We start from the raw sequence: 16,301 nt of genomic DNA, 5'->3' as shown, positions 1-16,301 counted from the left end.
GCAAAATGATGGGAGGGTGCCATGACTGCACTGAATGACCGGGTGGAGGGCGTGCTGCTGGGCACGGCGGCCGGCGATGCTCTGGGCGCACCGTACGAGTTCGAGGGTCCACGCGGGCCCGAACTGCCGGTGCAGATGTCCGGCGGCGGGCCGTGGGAGCCCGGTGAGTGGACCGACGACACCGCGATGGCCATCGCCATCGCCGAGGTCACCGCGACCGGTGCGGATCTGCGCTCGGAGTCCGCCCAGGATGCGATCGTCGCGCGCTGGTACGAGTGGTCGCGCGGGGCCAAAGATGTTGGGATTCAGACGCGGTCGGTGCTGCGGCGCAGTGGCGGTGTTTCCGCGGCGCGGGCCCGGGTAGCGGCCGCTGCGGTGCACGACGAGACGGGGCGCTCGGGCGGCAACGGGTCGCTGATGCGCACCGCCCCGGTCGCGTTGGCCTATCTGGACGACGAGGACGCGCTGATCGCCGCGGCGCGGGCGATCAGCGGGCTGACACACTTCGATCCGGAGGCCGCCGACGCGACGGTGATGTGGTGTTGCGCCATCCGGCACGCGGTGCTGACAGGAGAACTCGATGTCCGGATCGGGTTGTCGCACATCGACGCCGAACGCCGCGAGGGGTGGCGGGCGCGGATCGAGCAGGCCGAGCGGTCGGTGCCGTCGGACTTCCCGAAGAACGGCTGGGTGGTTCAGGCGCTGCAGGCGGCGTGGTCGGCGATCGTGGTGTCACGCGGCGACGGCGGTGGACCCGAGCATTTCGCCCGGGCGGTGGAGGCGGCGGTGCGGTGCGGATTCGACACCGATACGGTCGCGGCGATCGCCGGCGGGCTGGTCGGCGCGGCGTACGGGGCGTCGGCGGTGCCGCTGGGATGGCGGTATCTGCTGCACGGCTGGCCGGACATGACCGCGCGCGATCTGGTCCGACTGGCCGCGACCATCCAGCGCGGCGGCCGGCCTCCGGTTCAGCTGGATTACACCGGGTACCGAACAGGCGCGTTGGCGGTGCATCCGCGTGATCCGGGTGTGCTGATCGGGGCGATCGGCGCCCTGCGGCAGTTGCCGGCCGGTGTGGATGCGGTGGTGTCGCTGTGCCGGGTGCCCGAAGGTGATGTGCCAGTGGGGATGCCGCATGTGGAGGTGCGGCTGATCGACAGCACCGATCCGCATGCGAATCCGCACCTGGACTTCGTGCTGTCGGAGGCGGTCGCTGCCATCGAGGCGCTGCGGGCTGACGGGCGGACGGTCTTGGTGCACTGTGTGGAGGCGTTGAGTCGGACGCCGACGGTCGCCGCGTTGTACGGTGCACGGCGGGGCGCGGCGGATCCGCTGGCTGAGGTGTTGGCGGTGTTGCCGGAGGCGGATCCGAACCCGGTGTTTCGGGAGGCGCTGCGGCGGTTGGGAGGAACGGCGTGATCGACTGGCTGAACTCGGCGTTCGTCACGATCGGCGGGAATGCCACGAGTTGGGCGGAATTCCTGGGTTTCGTCACCGGCGGGTTGTGTGTGGCGCTGGTGGTGCGCCGCAACATCCTGAACTTCCCGATCGGCATCGCCAACAACGTGTGCTTCCTGGTGCTGTTTGCCTCGGCGAGCCTGTGGGCGGCGTCGGGCCTGCAGGTGCTCTACATCGCACTGGGCATCGCCGGGTGGTGGCAGTGGCTGCACGGCCGCGGCGAGGCCGGCGAACTGGTGGTGCGGCGCACCGGCCGCACCGAACTGGCGGTCTGCGCGGTATTTCTGGTGCTGGGCACCGGGCTGCTGTACGTCGTGTTGACCGCCGCCGATGATGCGGCACCGTTCCTGGACGCATTGACGACCTGTTTGGCGCTGGTCGCGCAGTGGCTGCTGAACACGCGGCGCATCGAGAGCCGGTACTTCTGGATCGTCGCGGACTGCATCTACATCCCGCTGTATCTGAGCAAGGGACTGGTGCTGACCGCGGCGGTCTATGTGCTGTTCCTCGGCCTGTGCGTCGCGGGCCTGCGATCCTGGACGCGCGCCGCGAGCGAGACGGTGCCGGTGCGGTGACCGAGTTCCGGCACGGCCTGATGATCGGCAAGTTCTATCCCCCGCGGATCGGGCATCACGAGGCGATCCGGGCCGCCGCGGCGCGCTGCGGCGAGTTCACGGTGTTGGTGATGGCCTCGGCGGTGGAGTCGCTGACGTTGGAGCAGCGGGTGAGCTGGATGCGTGAGGAACATGCCGGTGACACGACGGTGCGAGTGGCCGGGATTCGTTGTGACGCACCGATGGACGTGACCGACCCACGGGTGTGGGCCGCGCAGGTCGCCGCGATGAAGGCCGGGGTGCGCGCATCCGGGGCTCTGACCGATGTCGATGCGGTGTTCAGCGGGGATGACTACTGCCATGAGCTGGCCCGGTGGTTCGACGCCAAGGCGGTGCAGACGTCGCGGACCGGTGCCAGCACCGACGTCCGGGCGGATCTGGCCGGCCGGTGGTGGGAGATGGCGCCGGCGGTGCGGGCCGGGCTGACGACGCGGGTCGTGGTGGTCGGTGCCGAGTCGACCGGGACGACGACGGTGGCTCAACGGTTGGTTGAGCACTTTCGCGCCCGGGGTGGGGCGTGGGCGTCGACGCAGTGTGTGTCCGAGTACGGGCGCGAGTACACCCAGCTGAAGATGGAGTCCGGCCGTGGTGTTGCCGACTTGGTTTGGGATGCCGCGGATTTCGACGTGATCGGCCCGGAGCAGACCCGTCGCGAGGAGGCGGCCGCGCGGGTCGGGTCGCCGGTGCTGATCTGCGACACCGATGCGTTTGTGACCGGGATCTGGAAGCGGCGCTACCTCGGTGATGTGTCGGGCGGGCCCTGGACGTCGGTGCCCGATCGTGCGGTGTACCTGCTGACCGACCATGACGGGGTGCCGTGGCAGGACGACGGGATGCGCGAGGGAGACCTCGCGATCCGCGCGGCGATGACCGACTGGTTCGCCGAGGCGCTCACCGCAGCCGGGCATTCGTGGGTGCTGCTGACGGGGACTCTTGAGGAACGGCTGGACGTGGCGATCCGGACGGTCGAGCCGCTGGCGGCGTTGCGGGCGAAGTTCGGGGAGCCGTTGCGCGGACCGGGTTTTGAGGCACGGTGAGCCCCACCGACGACGCGTCCCGCACCGGAGCCGAGGCCCCACGCTTGCATTCGAGGCGGCGAAGCACGTCATCCGGACTCCGTCCCGCGGGCCTTGTCGATCTGCTGCTTGATTTCCCGGTAAGCCTGCACCCGCGCCATCACCGCCTCGACGGCCGAATCGGCGGGGGTGGTGTCCGGAGCGCGGCATCTACGGCAGTCAGCCGCCGGGGATTGCGACGTGGTCTGGGTACAAAGCGACCGTACGGTTGGATATCGGGTTTGCCCCGGGGTGGATGCGTTCCTGACGTGCGTGCGTCCCGGACATCGACGATCACATCGCCTTCAGAGGTCGGGCAGGCACGTCGCTTGTCGGTCGCGTGCTGCTGCGTGGAACAGGCGTGAGGGATTGTTGTGCCGGCCTACTCGTAGCGCACCGCGCTGTCGATCGCCCCGCCGGCCTCGTGGTCCTGTTGGTCATAGACGTCGGCGGCTGCGCGCAACGAATCTCCCAGTGTCGTCAGGTCGGAACGCAACCGCGCCGCCTGCGCTTCCAGCACATCGATGAACTTCCCGAACCCAGGTGTGCCTTTTTCCTTCCAAGCCGCGCCTTGGGTCGAGACACTGTCGGCGACCGCCGCGCGACTGGAGGACGCCTCACCGGCGACGACGGCCATCTGATCAGCGGATAGCCGCACCTGGGCTGTCGACACAACGATGTTCTCGTGACTCATGGCGTGCCACTCCCCCCGGCGGACAGCCGGCAGGCGATGGTTCCGGTGATCAGCGACGCCTCGATGGAGCCGAACCTCAGCTCGCGACCATCATCGCTGGTGATGCTCACATCGTGGGCGCCGGCCGAATTCTGCATCGCGGAACTGTTCGTCAGACCCGCTTCAGCGGCCAGGCGCTCGACGGCGGGCAGCACGAGCGCCCATTCCTCATCGGTGAATGAATGCGTCGACGTGAGCTTGGCGAAGTACAGTGAGACCCCGCGCTGACCGTGATTGTCGCAACCTCCCCGCATTTCCTCGCGTCGCCATTGCCACGGCACACTGTTGGGAACAAGCTCGCTGACCTCGGCGCGTACCGCCTCAAACAGCTCCAGCATCTGCGTGCGGGTCGCCTCGATGTCAGGCAGGTTCTTGATATCCATCTTCGGAACGTCCTCGTTGATGATAGGCGAGTCGTAGTTCTCACCGGAGCCGGAACTGCCACCGTCGCTACTGCATCCCGCCAAGGCCAGCATTCCAACGGCAATAGTGGCCGCCAAGCATCGGCCCACGATCCACGTCACGTTCATCGGATCAACCTCTCTCGACCGTCGTCCAACGGTACGTCCGCGAGTCCCCCAGCGATGATCGCAAGGTTGTACCCCGTGGTACGTAAACGGTTGTTGTCGTCAGAGCGCGGATAGTCCGCATGGCTTTCGGCACCGGTGCGCGGCAGATTGTCGGTTGGACTCACCGCGGCGTTCGACGACAGCTGTTCCAGTGGCAGCGTCGTCGGGTTTGGCCCGAACTGACCGAGGTCGCCTGCTGACGGTAGCTCGAACGGCCCCAGTTTCGGGTCGCCGGATATCCAGTCGCCGGGTGCGGTCATGACGTAGGCGTGGCCGTCGGCGAGATTCATATCAACCTCATCGCCGATCGGCCGCATCAGCTCGATCGGAACTCCGTGAGCTCCGAATCGGGTCATCGTGTCGTCGGTGTGGCCCAGTCCGGGCGAGCCGTAGAAGGCCGCATCATCGACGACGCCGGTATGGCCGAGCTCGCTGAGTGCCTGAGCGGTGGTCAGCGACCCGTAGGAGTGACCGAATGCCGACAAGTGGACATCGGACCCGTTCTCATTGGTCGCATTGATACCGCGGTAGAACTCGGCCAGATCGGGTGCCGCCTCGTTGGCCCGGCTCTCAAACCCCGCCTCCAGCACCGAGATGTCTTTACCCGGCGGTTCGTAGCCGAGCCAGGCGATGGTCGCGATGTCTTCGTCGGGTCTGTGCGCCAACTCGAGTTGGTTCAGGGTCTCGTTTTGGAGTGCAGTCGCTTCGTCGACCATCCCGGGCATGCTGGTGGCTCGGGTATCGACGCCCGGTGTGGTGACGCTGACATGGTCGGCGGTGTCGGGGTTGCCGACGGCGATCGCGGCTCGGGTCTCGCGGCCGTCGGGATACTCGAGCAGCATCAAATACCTATTCGGGTCGTAATCCTTGTCTGGATTGTTTTCCAACGACATCGCCCCCTTGAGCGCCCGGGCCTCGTCCAGCCGAGCGTGTCGGTCCGCCACCATGCGGTCGTATTCGTTGCGCTTCGACGCCGAACCGGGCCCGCCGGCTCCGGCACCGGCGTACTCCTGGAAGGTCGGGATCTCGTCGACTGCCCGCTGCGCATCGGCCAGTTCTTGGTCGAGCTGGGCCTTGTTGACCTCGCTGCGCACCGGTGTGGGCACACCGGGGCGGTCGCCGATCCACTCCGGATGCTCGGCCATGACCTTCGCCTGCTCCTTCGCCGACAGAGCGTCCCACCACGCCTTCACATCGGTGGGCAGCACACCCTCACCTTCGGGCGGGTACGGCGCGGACAATTTGGATTGTTCGCGGCCCATCTCTTGGGCAGACACGAAATCAGGCGCCCCGCGGGCGGTGATGTCACCGTTCTCGACGTGGCCGAACACCTCGGCGCAGTCGGCGTCGATGTCCTCGGCCTGGTGGATCAGCGCCTTGGCCCGCGTCTCGATGTCCTCGGCGATGTGCTTGAGTTCCTCACGCACATCCGGAGGACCGGTGACGGTGACATCGCCGTTGTCGGCGAGCACCAGAAACCCGCCCTGGGCTGCAACATCGGCGCGCACCGCGTCCACACCGGCCTGCACCGTCGCGACCGCCGCCGCGGTCTCCGCTGCCAGCTGCGCCACGGCGCCGATCACGGCAGCGTCGTCGAGCACCTTGCCGGTGGACTCGGCGATCTTGCCGCGGGCGGCGTCGGCGGCCGGCGACTCCCACCCCGGGAGTCGGGAGATCAGCTCCAGGTCGGAGGCCACGCCCTCGATCGTCGTCAGCTCGTCGCCGAGTTCATGCGCGATCGACTGCAAGGCGCCCACATTCCAGGACTCGATATCACTGAGCAGCACCGCTGACTGTTCCCCTTCCCCACCGATACGCTATCGCGCCGCCGGAGGGGTCCGGTGCACCAAATGTGCACCGAACCGGTGTTGACGTAAGCGCCCCGGCACTTGTCGGTGGCCACCCTCATACTGATCAGCTCGCTTGGACCGGCCACGACGAGCGGAGGGAACCACACCGGGATGACCACGCGGATCGCCACACTCAACATCCGCCAAGGCGGCACCAAGTACGCCGAGGCGCTGACCACTCGCCTGTTGGGGTATGACGCCGACATCCTGGTGGTCACCGAGTTCCGCGCCAACGCCGCCGGCGATCGGCTGATCAACCGACTCACGGGGGCCGGCTACAACACCTCGCATCCGGATGTCGCGCCGAACGTGAACACCGTGCTGATCGCGGCACGCGGCGGGATCAAGCGGTCGTGGGCCTTCGATGATGCGTTGGACCCGCGGCATCTGTGGTGTGCTGAGATCGACGGTGCCTACGTGTGCGGGGTGTACATGCCGCAGGGGCGGGCGAAACTCCCCTACTGGGCGACGCTGATCGACAAGGCCCGTGCTGCCGGTATCGACCTGTTGATCGGAGACTTCAACACCGGCAACAACGATTTGGACAAGAATCCGCGAGGATCGAAGTTCATCGGGCCGGAGATGCCCGGACGATTGAGCGCGACCGGCTATCTCGACGTGTGGCGGTCGCTGCACCCCGGCGTGCGGGAGTACTCGTGGTTCAGCCGGCCCAGGGACAACGGATTCCGGCTCGACCACATCTACGCGGCGCCGGAGTTGGCGCAGCGGATCTGGCGGTGCGAGTTCGACCATGCGCCACGGTTGGCCGGGGAGACCGATCATTCGGGCCTGGTTGCGGCGGTGGATCATCGAGGGCGCTGGGTGCGGTGGAGTCGTGGGGCACCCGACCGTGCACTCAAAGAATTCGCTGAAGCCCAAAATGAAACCTCCGCCGCCCGATACGGTCGCGATTGGGCCGTTGAACGACTACATCAAGAGGGGCGACGAATGATGGCAGCGAGGCCACCTAGGCTCCGCCAGCGGCGCGACGCGTTCGCTCAGTTTGCGCCCATGCTGCAGAAGCTGACAGACCAGCAGCTTGAAGAAGAGATCGAGAATCCGAATCAACTCTTACTTCAAACTGGAACGGCTGGCCGCAGGCGAATAGACATCGCCTACGCCCCGTTTGATGACGCGAACGTCGACGCTCGACTCGTCCTTGTCGGCCTCACACCGGGGCGACAACAGATGCGTAACGCACTGCAAGAGGCCAGGCGTGGCTTACGTGCCGGGCTCACCGAAGCCGAAGCACTTGCCGCAGCCGAGTCGTTCGCAAGTTTCTCCGGACCGATGCGTAACAACCTCGTCGCAATGTTGGACTACATCGGCGTCCATCGCCTTCTGAAAATTGACTCAACGTTATCGCTGTGGGATGCGGACAAGGGTTCGGTGCATTTCACCTCGGTCTGTTGCAATCCTGTGTTCGTTGACGGCAAGAACTACTCCGGCGCCCCGCCGTTACTCACGACCCCAATCCTGCGGGAACAGCTGGAAACGTGCTTCGTACCCGAAGTCCAAGCTCTCCGGCACAGCATCTTTGTGCCGTTAGGGACGCAAGTCGGTCAAGCCGTCGCGTTTGCGGCGGCCCAAGTCGGTGTCGAGCAAGATCGGGTGTTACAGGGGTTGCCGCATCCCAGCGGAGCGAACGCCGAGCGGATCGCGTTCTTCCTGCGGCGCAAAGCACGGGAGGACATATCGACCAAGGTAGAACCCGATCGCTTGATTGCCGCCCGCACCGAACTAAAGAGGAAAGTCACCAGGTTGAAGCGGGCCGCGCGCGCCGACTGAGCGACCCGCGTCAGAAGTCCGCACTTATTGCGGACTCCGCACTTTGTGCGGTATGGTGGTGCATGTCCAACCGGTACGAACAGATCCGCGCAGATCTCACGCAGGCCGAGACTGCCGCATCCGCCGAACAAGCACTGCAACATCTCCGGTCCGTCTTGACGGAGGTCGGTCAACTGCTCGACGAGCAGCTGGCACGAGCCGTGGTCGACGACGAAATGTCGATTGCGGCAGCGGGAAAGAGTGCCGGGCTCACCGAGAATGCCGTTGGTCCCCGCTTGGCCAGCACTCCTCGACTGAACCCATACGTCACCAGCGGTGACCGCATCACCGCCGCCGACGTCAAACGCGCCCGTAACGACAAGCACGCCAGCAGCCCGCTGCCGCCGGCAGCGCCCGCAGAGCCGATGCGGTTCAAACCACGACGAAACAGCAAGCCTCGCTAGTCATCTACCGAAAGGACCCGACCATGTCGAACCCAAATCTCACCCTCATTGCGTTCCTGCTCGACCGGTCCGGGTCCATGCAGTCGATCAAGTCCGATGTCGTCGGCGGTTTCGACGCGTTCATCACCGAGCAGCGTGCCGGCGACGGCGAGTGCCGGGTGACGCTCGCGCAGTTCGACGATGTGTACGAGGTCGTCTACCAGGGCGTGCCCGTAGCGGATGTGCCGGCGCTGGAGCTGAACCCGCGCAACAGCACCGCACTGCTGGATTCGATGGGCAAGTTGATCACCGACACCGCTGCCGAGATCGCCGCCTTGGACGAAGCCGACCAGCCGGGTTCGGTCATCATCGCGATCATGACCGACGGCCTGGAGAACTCCAGCCAGGAGTGGAGCCGGCCGGCGATCAAGTCGCTTGTCGAGCTGCAGACCAACCAATCCGGTTGGGAATTCCTCTACATGGGCGCTGACCAGGACGCCGTCGAGGTCGGCCGCGGTCTTGGCGTGAAGGCCGAGCAGGCGGTCACTTACGGCCGAGGGAAATCACGGGAGGCAATGGTTGCGATGTCGGGAAATGTGCGGGGGTACCGGCGAGCGAAGATCGCGGATGCGGACGCGGCGATGCCGGCGTTCAGCGATGCGCAGCGGACGGAGTTGGCAGAGGACTAATCACGCGAACTCCGCACCGATAGGGCAAGCACACTCCAGTCCGGAGCCGTGACCAATAGTCAGCTGCCGCGATTGATCTTCGCTGCCTCATGAATGGCCGCCTCGAGTTCATCGTAAGCACACACACGCGGGCCGAGGGCTTTCAGCGGCCCAAGTCGAATCGTCTTCTGCGTCGGAACTCGTAGGTCCAGCTCGCTGGTGGGCAGGACATAGAACGTCCAATGGCCGACGTCGAGTGGGTCGATGCTTTTGCGATCCTCACCCTCAAGCACACAGAAGACGTACACATCTGCGCTTCGCTTCGTATCAGTGGCATAAGTGTTGGTGCGCGCGTTCCAACCCATTGCGGGGCGGATGCCGAACGCGATATCTGACATCCGGGTTTGCTCCCACGTTTGCACGTAGGCAGCTGATTTCACTTCCACCCCGACTCCGTCGATATCCAGGTCGTGCATATCCCATTCGAGTCGCTTCGTGTCGCTAAGGCCGAGTGCTTTGGCCACGATGTACTCAGCCAACACTCCACGGGTCGTGTTCGTGAGTAGGTCGTCGTACGCCCATTCGAGAAATTCCTGCTTGTTCATACGAGTCATCGCGGAGCCTTCATCGCTCGAGCAGTTCCCTGACCTAGCACGGTCGTCACCTTATACCGGTCGATGCCGTCGAGGGTTAGCAGCGCTTCGGGCCGGGTGATCCGCTTGATGTCCTCCATCCGTGGCTGCGGCACCTCCAGCGCCAGTTCGCGCGCCTCATAGACGTCGATGTTGGTGTGTACCCACTCGCTCTGCTCGGTGAGCTCGTGGTCGACGCTCACGAACCAGTTCGCCATGAATTCCTTCAGGTGCGGGATCAGTGTCCAGACCTTGTGCCGGGCGAGTGCCGACCGCGCATCAGGCCGCGTGAATGCTAGCCAGGCCAGTTCTCCACTGTCGGCCTCGGTTAGCTTCCAGAATGCCCGGCCGTTGTGCGCGAGGAGATTCGTCGAGCGGGAGACGACGTCCTGTCCGATCTCACGGGCCAGCCTTCTGTAGTCGGGAAGGGTGTCCTTCCAGTCGGGCACGCTGTCAAAGTAGTCGTGTGGCCGTTGCCCAGGCCGTCTGCCACGAACGGCGTTCATCAATCGCGTCCCCTCACCCCAGGGACCAACTAGTGCCGGCCCCGCCCGCTCCCGACGCTCGGTTCCTCGGTCGCATACAAAACTCTCAGCATTTTATGCCGCTACGTGTCTTTGGCCATCTCGAAACTGAAGATCGTTTCGAAGAGTCTTGCCAGATCAAGCATCGCGACCTCTTCGCCGGGCGACCGACCCGGTTCGGCGACTTGCGCCGCGCCACCGAACCATTCCCGCCCCGCCCATTCCGATCCTCCACGATCGTGGACAGAGTCGCGCCAGGGTGCCGGCAACTTGCTGTCGACTCAATCGGACCGCCCGTGTCGGACCGCACGGTTATGGTTTGCGAGATTCGATTACTCGATGATCGTGGGGAGGACTCGCGGGGTGTATGGACGCAGTGACGACGAGTGGGACCACATGGTCGACGATGCCGTCGACTTCCTGACCGAGCAGGCGCGCCTGCAGCGCACCGTCAGCTACAGCGACCTGAATTCGGCCTTGGCTCAAGCCGGTCACACCCCGTTCGACTTCGGGCTGGAGCGGGACCGCGCCGCAATGGGAATGGTGCTCGGCGACACGGTGCGCCGCACGATCGCCGACTCCGGCGCAATGCTGTCGGCGATCGTGTCATACATCGGCCAGAACGATCCTGGCCCGGGGTTCTATAGGTACGCCGCCGACCTGGGTCTACTACCCAACACGGCAACCGCCGACGACAAGCTGGTCTTCTGGGCCCGGCAGGTCAAGGCAGTTCATGAGTGCTACGCGCGGCCGGCCCGGCAGCAGTGATGACAGATCTGCGGAATCGGGTGCTGTCCTTTGTCGGGGAGCCCGCCAAGCCTCTGGTTGAGCGGTTCTTCAACATCGACGGGCCGTTTGCTGCCACGACCTTCGACACGCTGCCCGACAACGACCGCAACCGATTCACCACGACGGACCTCCTAGCGGTGACTCTGCTCGACGTCGCGCTCCCTCCACCGTCGGTCCGCAGTCTGCTGGACACCGACGCGGCCACATTCAACGGTCTCCTCACGACGGTGCCCGACGACGTGGACCTGTGGGATGTGTCTGACGAAGGCCTCGCGCATGCCGAAGCTCTGTACTGGGCACTGCGCAAGCTCCACAACGTGGGCCGAACCCGGACCAGCAAGTTGATGGCACGAAAGCGGCCCCGACTGATCCCCGTGGTCGACAGCGTCATCATCGAGGCCTTGAACCTCGGGGACGATTCCTGGCGAGCGTTGCGTGCCTGCCTCAGTGACGCCGAGGTCCGGGAATCGATCGAAGCCACTCGTCCAGATAACGCACCGGGCCAGTCGATTTCAACACTTCGCCTGCTCGATGCCGCGGTGTGGATGCGTTGCAGTCAATCGCGGCATGCGAAGAATGCACGGAAGGCGACGGGTCTGACCGGACGCAATCCCTACTAGGTAGGCAAAGACGGCGACACCCAGGCCGCCAGCAGAAACGTCGCGGCCTGGCCACCCAGATTCCAAATGCACAGCCGATCACAACAACCTCCGGAGCCATCAGTTGCCGTCCACAGTCAACGATCTACTGACGGCCGCGTCGTTGACGCATGACGGTGTCGTCCAATGGGGCACACGAGTCCGGCTCGCTGCGCCCGGCGTCTATCTCATCGCCACCGTTGAGTCCCCCAATACCCTGGTGACACACGATGTCTGCCCGGTCTCCGACTCAGCTGTCCAGACGCTGCTGGAATGCCGACCCGAACTTCTGGTGGACGGCGTGCGCCCCAGCCACGAACAGCTCCGCGCACGCCTGGCATCGATGTGGCTGGCCGACGAGACCGTCCTCTACGTCGGATTGGCCGGCACCTCTATCGCCCAACGCGTCCGCCAGTACTACCGCACGCCGCTCGGCGCCCGAATGCCGCACGCTGGTGGCTGGCCGCTGAAGACACTGAGCCTTCTAAACAGCGTATGGGTGCACTATGCCGCCTGTAGTGCCGTCGATGACGCCGAACGCGCGATGGCAGCAGCCTTCGTGGAAGGGGTATCACCGACAACACGCACCCGGTTGCACGATCCTGCACACCCGCTGCCGTTCGCGAACCTTACGGTGCCGAAGGGTCCGCGCAAGAAACATGGCATCACCGGCGCGACCGAGGCACGGTGAGAGATCGATACGTCAGTGGCTCGGGGTCGTATCTAATGCATGAAACTCATGACCTACTCGAACCAGAAACATCTCATTATTAAGAAGGACGTTGACTATGCAGAGTGCTGCCCTTGGCCGTCTGACAGTCGTTCCGCCACGGCAAGTCTGGCCGCATGAAGCACGTGACTTCACGCCGTGGCTACTACAAAACGTCGATGTTCTCGGAGACCTCCTCGGCATGGAGCTTGAACTCGAGGTCGCCGAACACCCGGTGGGAGACTTTTCACTCGATCTAATCGGACGGGATCTCTCCGATGACAGCGTCGTGATCGTCGAGAATCAGCTGGAGGCCTCTGACCATAGCCATCTTGGGCAGATTCTCACGTACGCCGCAGGCACCGACCCGAGGACCATCGTCTGGGTGACGACCCGGTTTCGTCCGGAGCATCGCGCGGCACTTGACTGGCTCAATGAACATACCGATCCGGGGACCCGATTCTTCGGCGTCGAGATCGAGGTGGTCAAGATCGGCGATTCGGCGCCTGCTCCCAATTTCGCGCTTGCAGCCCAACCGAATGACTGGGGCAAGCAGGTCAAGGCCGCAGCGGTCGCCGCTGGCACCAGCGAGAAGTCTCAGCACTACTGGAATTTCTGGGGAACCTTCCTAAGCACTCTCACCGAGCGGCATCCCACCTGGACCAATCGGAAGACCTCGTCCAGGGACAACTTCTACGACCTGTCGACCGGAACCAGCGGCGCAGTCTACTCACTAACTTTCGGCACCAAAGGCCTTCGCCTGCAACTTTATTTCAACGGGACCGATGAACTGAACCTCGCGCGCTTCCTGGCGTTGCAATCCATGAAGGACCAATTCGAGCAGGTGCTAGGCGAGCAAGCCGAGTGGGACGAGAAGCCCGGAATGAAATCGGCGTCGGTGGCGGTGGTCTCACAATTCACCGATGTCGCCGAGGTGGACCAATGGCCGGTGATGATCGACTGGCTGATCGACCAACTGGCGCGATTCCGACGGGCGATCGACGCCGTCGGAGGGCTCGCTGCATTGGCGTGAGAAGACGGACTCCGCGGCTGCCCCAGGTTCGGTCGGGATGCTGAGTTCCGAACTACAGCAAGGAGGCCACCATCCCGCAGAGATGCCTAACCTCGGCGGCTGACGGCTGGAGCTCAAACGCATGAACATGGCAAGCGCTGCTGAGCCGGTTCCACGCGATCGCAGCAGAGTCGGCAGCCTCTTCTGAATCCAGGGACCTCAGAACCACCAGCTTGCTGCGTGTACTGGCCCACGCCACTGTCGCACCGAGACGTTCACAGCGTTGCTCGATGAGCTGTTCTAGCGCCTGACGGGCCAGGAATGCCGCCATGCGCGACGAAAGGCCATCCGGCCGTGGTTCATTGAGGATACGTTGCGCCTGACCCAACAACTCGACGGCGCTCATTGCGCACCGACGAGATCCGCTACCGCGCGTTCGAGGTCACGCACATCGGCTTTGGTCAGCGTGCCCACCTTGCCGTGGGCTCCCGTGTTTCCGATGTCCAGCACGTTCTTTCGTCCCGGTTGCGCACCAATCCAACTCGACACATCGGCCTTCGCATCGCCGAGCACCGCCAGCGCGAGACGCTGCCGGGTGGTTTTCGCCGCCTGCCACTGCTCCTCAGCGATCGTCCGCTCGGTACCGGCAAGAGACTGCCGCGCGTAGTGCGCCTGTTTGGCGGCCGACTCTAGCGCCATCCGGAACAGGTTCGGCGCGACGCGGCCCTTCACATCGTCGTGCAATTTGTCGTCCTGGATCATGGCGAACGCATCGCCGATCAGGCGCCGGGCGGGGTCGATGTTGGGGCGCGCCCGGACCTTGGAGCCGGATTCACGGACGACTTCGATCAAGCTTGCGTCGATCCCGGTTTCCCGGATGACCGAGGCCAGCCGGTCGTCGTGGGAGAACACCACCACTTGGTGGGTACGCGCGATGTCGGTGAGCACCCGGACGAACCCGTCGATCTTGGATGGATCCATGGCCTGAATCGGATCGTCGAGAACCACAAAACGGAACGGGCTCTTCACCGAGGTGGCGCGAGGCAGGAACAACGCCAGCGCAACGGCGTTCTGCTCCCCCTGGCTCATCACCGACAGGGCTTGTGTCGGCTCGCCGTCGACCGATCCTCCGAGAACCGCCTTGCGTTTGGTCGCGGTGCCGGCCAGCGTGATATCGCCGAGGTCGACGTTGCTTTCCTGTCGCAGCTCAGCCCAGATCTGGCGGGCCTGCGCGGCAATCGGTTTGAGTCGCAGGTTGCGGAACTCGGCGCCCTGTTTCGTAGCCCAGTTGCGGGCTGCAGTGATCGCCTTGAATTGGGCGTCGAGTTGTTGGGCTCGGCGCTCGGCCGGGATCCACGCTGCCACTTTCTCGGCCAGCGGACCCCAGGCATCCTCGCGTTCAGCCAGCGCCGCGGCCGCCTCGTCCCGCAGAGCCTCAGCGGCACCGACGGCCTCGAGCAGTGCCGTTTCGAGATGAGTCGCGCACTCCTGGTGATCGGTGGGTACAGACTGTGCGCGCTCGGCTGCCGTGTTGTACGCGCCCAGGGTCGCCAGTGCTACACCGGGAACCGCTCGCGCGGGTTGCAGTTGCGCAGCCAGGGAGTCGGCATCAGCACGGGCGGAATTCAGCTCGGCTACCGCAGCGCGGTATTCGGTGACTGATCGCTCGCCCTCGGCGACCGAAGTCCGCGCACGATCGGCCCAGTCGGCGTCGAGGCGGCCCTCCCCGCACACCGGGCATTCGGCGTCGCCGGCCCGGGAGTGATAGTCGAGTGCACTGTGCAGCAGGTCTACGCGTTCGGCGGTTAGCGCGGCCAGGTCCTGCTCGCTGAGCCGCAGCGCCTCCGCCGCGGCACGCAGCCGCGCCGCGCAACCCTCGATGTCGGCCACCTGCGGTGGCGCGGTCTGACTGAGTGCTTCGAGTGGCCGAATGACGTCGCGGTCTATGTGGCCGGACCCGGTCACCGCGGCCACGATCTCGTCGAGCGGACGGACATGCTTCTTGAGTAGCTTCACCAACGGACCGGCTCGCTCATCATCGGAAGTCGACAACGCGGCCATGGCCTGCTTTCGCGCGTTGTCGGCGGTGTCGCGAACCGCCTTCGCTTCCCTCAGGTCGGCGGCCAGCTTCTTCTCCACGGCGGCGAGCACTTCGAGACCGAGAAGCTGCGCCAGTGCGTCGTATAGCGCGGACGGTCCCCCATCGAACAGCCGGCCGAGCTCCTCATAGGTCAGCACCGGACGGTAAAGCTCCAGTGCCTCCACCCACCCGAGACTGTCGATGCCGTCGGTGGCCTGCTCACCGTCGCGCTGGGTCCACAGGGTGCGATCGGCCAGCTCCGCCTCGGGTTCCCAGTCGACTCCGACCTTGACCGGCCCGCTGCCCTCGCGGGTGAATCCGACCCGCAGCGCGCACGGGTTCGGCTTGTGTAGGTTGCGCCAGGATTCGGACCAGAGCGCCTGTTTACCGCGCCATCGGTAGCTGCTGCCGGTCAAAGCGAGCTCGACGGCTTCAGCGAAGCTGGACTTGCCGGAGCCGTTGCGACCGCTGATCACCGTCAGCCCCGGCGCGGGGTGGAGGTCGAGTTTGGCGGTGGAGCCGATCCCGCGGAAGCCGGACACCGTGATGTTGGTCAGGTACGTGGGTGACACGTCGGCTGTGGTCCCGCCGTTCTCATCCACCACCTCGGCAAGGGCACCGAGGACGAGGTCGCGGGCAACGTCGTCAAGGTCGGTATCGGCGTCGAGCAGATGCAGGATGGCGTCCTGGACGGACTGCTCGGCATGACTTGAGCCCCCGGGTTCAATTTCCTCCACGAGACGATTGAACTATGCAGGTC

General features: G+C 65.0%; 17 protein-coding genes. 10 read left to right on the top strand and 7 right to left on the bottom strand.

Going from position 1 to position 16,301, the window contains the following annotated elements; translation table 11 throughout:
* Window positions 1-21: 21 nt before the first annotated feature.
* Genes ACWDUN_RS00825 through ACWDUN_RS00815 form a run of 3 tightly spaced genes read left to right on the top strand, consistent with a single transcriptional unit; the run spans window position 22 to window position 3,109 of the window.
* Entirely contained in the window at window positions 22-1,419 is a 1,398-nt protein-coding gene (locus tag ACWDUN_RS00825; RefSeq protein ID WP_449923267.1) for an ADP-ribosylglycohydrolase family protein, read from the top strand.
* A complete protein-coding gene (pnuC, locus tag ACWDUN_RS00820) occupies window positions 1,416-2,033 on the top strand; it encodes a nicotinamide riboside transporter PnuC (RefSeq protein WP_449923264.1) in 618 nt (205 codons plus the stop codon). The genes ACWDUN_RS00825 and pnuC overlap by 4 nt, the downstream gene beginning before the upstream one ends.
* Window positions 2,030-3,109 (top strand): AAA family ATPase, encoded by a 1,080-nt coding sequence (locus tag ACWDUN_RS00815; RefSeq protein ID WP_449923261.1) that lies wholly within the window; start codon window positions 2,030-2,032, stop codon window positions 3,107-3,109. The genes pnuC and ACWDUN_RS00815 overlap by 4 nt, the downstream gene beginning before the upstream one ends.
* 400 nt (window positions 3,110-3,509) lie before the next feature.
* On the opposite strand, the gene ACWDUN_RS00810 is transcribed toward ACWDUN_RS00815, so the two are convergent.
* Genes ACWDUN_RS00810 through ACWDUN_RS00800 form a run of 3 tightly spaced genes read right to left on the bottom strand, consistent with a single transcriptional unit; the run spans window position 3,510 to window position 6,216 of the window.
* The gene (locus ACWDUN_RS00810) at window positions 3,510-3,821 is read right to left on the bottom strand and encodes a type VII secretion target (protein WP_449923258.1); all 312 of its coding nucleotides are present in this window, start codon (window positions 3,819-3,821) and stop codon (window positions 3,510-3,512) included.
* Window positions 3,818-4,390, bottom strand: coding sequence for an LppA family lipoprotein (locus ACWDUN_RS00805; protein ID WP_449923255.1), 573 nt, complete (start codon window positions 4,388-4,390; stop codon window positions 3,818-3,820). Before ACWDUN_RS00805 ends, ACWDUN_RS00810 begins: the two co-directional genes overlap by 4 nt.
* Window positions 4,387-6,216: an alpha/beta hydrolase gene (locus ACWDUN_RS00800; protein ID WP_449923252.1), complete on the bottom strand. Its 1,830-nt coding sequence runs from the start codon at window positions 6,214-6,216 to the stop codon at window positions 4,387-4,389. The genes ACWDUN_RS00805 and ACWDUN_RS00800 overlap by 4 nt, the downstream gene beginning before the upstream one ends.
* 174 nt (window positions 6,217-6,390) lie before the next feature.
* On the opposite strand from ACWDUN_RS00800, the gene ACWDUN_RS00795 reads away from it, so the two are divergent.
* The 3 genes from ACWDUN_RS00795 to ACWDUN_RS00785 all read left to right on the top strand — a co-directional run bounded on the left by ACWDUN_RS00795 (window position 6,391) and on the right by ACWDUN_RS00785 (window position 9,178).
* Window positions 6,391-8,067 carry an endonuclease/exonuclease/phosphatase family protein gene (locus ACWDUN_RS00795; RefSeq protein ID WP_449923249.1) on the top strand — a complete coding sequence of 559 codons (1,677 nt, stop codon included), beginning with the start codon at window positions 6,391-6,393 and terminating at the stop codon, window positions 8,065-8,067.
* Window positions 8,068-8,129: 62 nt separating this feature from the next.
* Window positions 8,130-8,510, top strand: a complete 381-nt coding sequence (locus ACWDUN_RS00790; RefSeq protein ID WP_449923246.1) for a hypothetical protein — start codon at window positions 8,130-8,132, stop codon at window positions 8,508-8,510.
* A gap of 23 nt (window positions 8,511-8,533) precedes the next feature.
* Window positions 8,534-9,178 carry a VWA domain-containing protein gene (locus ACWDUN_RS00785; protein WP_449923243.1) on the top strand — a complete coding sequence of 215 codons (645 nt, stop codon included), beginning with the start codon at window positions 8,534-8,536 and terminating at the stop codon, window positions 9,176-9,178.
* Between the two features lie 59 nt (window positions 9,179-9,237).
* Here ACWDUN_RS00785 and ACWDUN_RS00780 read toward each other — a convergent pair whose 3' ends face one another.
* Both ACWDUN_RS00780 and ACWDUN_RS00775 read right to left on the bottom strand, forming a co-directional pair.
* On the bottom strand, window positions 9,238-9,762 hold the full coding sequence (locus tag ACWDUN_RS00780) for a hypothetical protein (RefSeq protein ID WP_449923241.1): 525 nt from the start codon (window positions 9,760-9,762) through the stop codon (window positions 9,238-9,240).
* 5 nt (window positions 9,763-9,767) lie between these two features.
* A complete protein-coding gene (locus ACWDUN_RS00775; protein ID WP_449923238.1) occupies window positions 9,768-10,238 on the bottom strand; it encodes a hypothetical protein in 471 nt (156 codons plus the stop codon).
* Between the two features lie 471 nt (window positions 10,239-10,709).
* Between ACWDUN_RS00775 and ACWDUN_RS00770 the strand changes: the two genes are divergently transcribed.
* The 4 genes from ACWDUN_RS00770 to ACWDUN_RS00755 all read left to right on the top strand — a co-directional run bounded on the left by ACWDUN_RS00770 (window position 10,710) and on the right by ACWDUN_RS00755 (window position 13,482).
* Complete coding sequence (locus ACWDUN_RS00770; RefSeq protein WP_449923235.1) at window positions 10,710-11,081, top strand: hypothetical protein; 372 nt, start codon at window positions 10,710-10,712, stop codon at window positions 11,079-11,081.
* Entirely contained in the window at window positions 11,081-11,722 is a 642-nt protein-coding gene (locus ACWDUN_RS00765) for a DUF6308 family protein (protein WP_449923232.1), read from the top strand. Before ACWDUN_RS00770 ends, ACWDUN_RS00765 begins: the two co-directional genes overlap by 1 nt.
* A 103-nt stretch (window positions 11,723-11,825) precedes the next feature.
* Window positions 11,826-12,431 carry a hypothetical protein gene (locus tag ACWDUN_RS00760; protein WP_449923229.1) on the top strand — a complete coding sequence of 202 codons (606 nt, stop codon included), beginning with the start codon at window positions 11,826-11,828 and terminating at the stop codon, window positions 12,429-12,431.
* A gap of 97 nt (window positions 12,432-12,528) precedes the next feature.
* Window positions 12,529-13,482, top strand: a complete 954-nt coding sequence (locus ACWDUN_RS00755) for a DUF4268 domain-containing protein (protein WP_449923226.1) — start codon at window positions 12,529-12,531, stop codon at window positions 13,480-13,482.
* A gap of 52 nt (window positions 13,483-13,534) precedes the next feature.
* Here the strand turns inward: ACWDUN_RS00755 and ACWDUN_RS00750 are convergent, their stop codons facing one another.
* Window positions 13,535-13,867, bottom strand: coding sequence for a hypothetical protein (locus tag ACWDUN_RS00750; protein ID WP_449923223.1), 333 nt, complete (start codon window positions 13,865-13,867; stop codon window positions 13,535-13,537).
* Window positions 13,864-16,278: an AAA family ATPase gene (locus tag ACWDUN_RS00745; RefSeq protein ID WP_449923220.1), complete on the bottom strand. Its 2,415-nt coding sequence runs from the start codon at window positions 16,276-16,278 to the stop codon at window positions 13,864-13,866. The genes ACWDUN_RS00750 and ACWDUN_RS00745 overlap by 4 nt, the downstream gene beginning before the upstream one ends.
* Window positions 16,279-16,301: the final 23 nt, after the last annotated feature.

Source organism: Mycobacterium sp. NPDC003323 (assembly GCF_053589535.1).
This window is presented reverse-complemented; position numbering and strand designations above follow the sequence as displayed.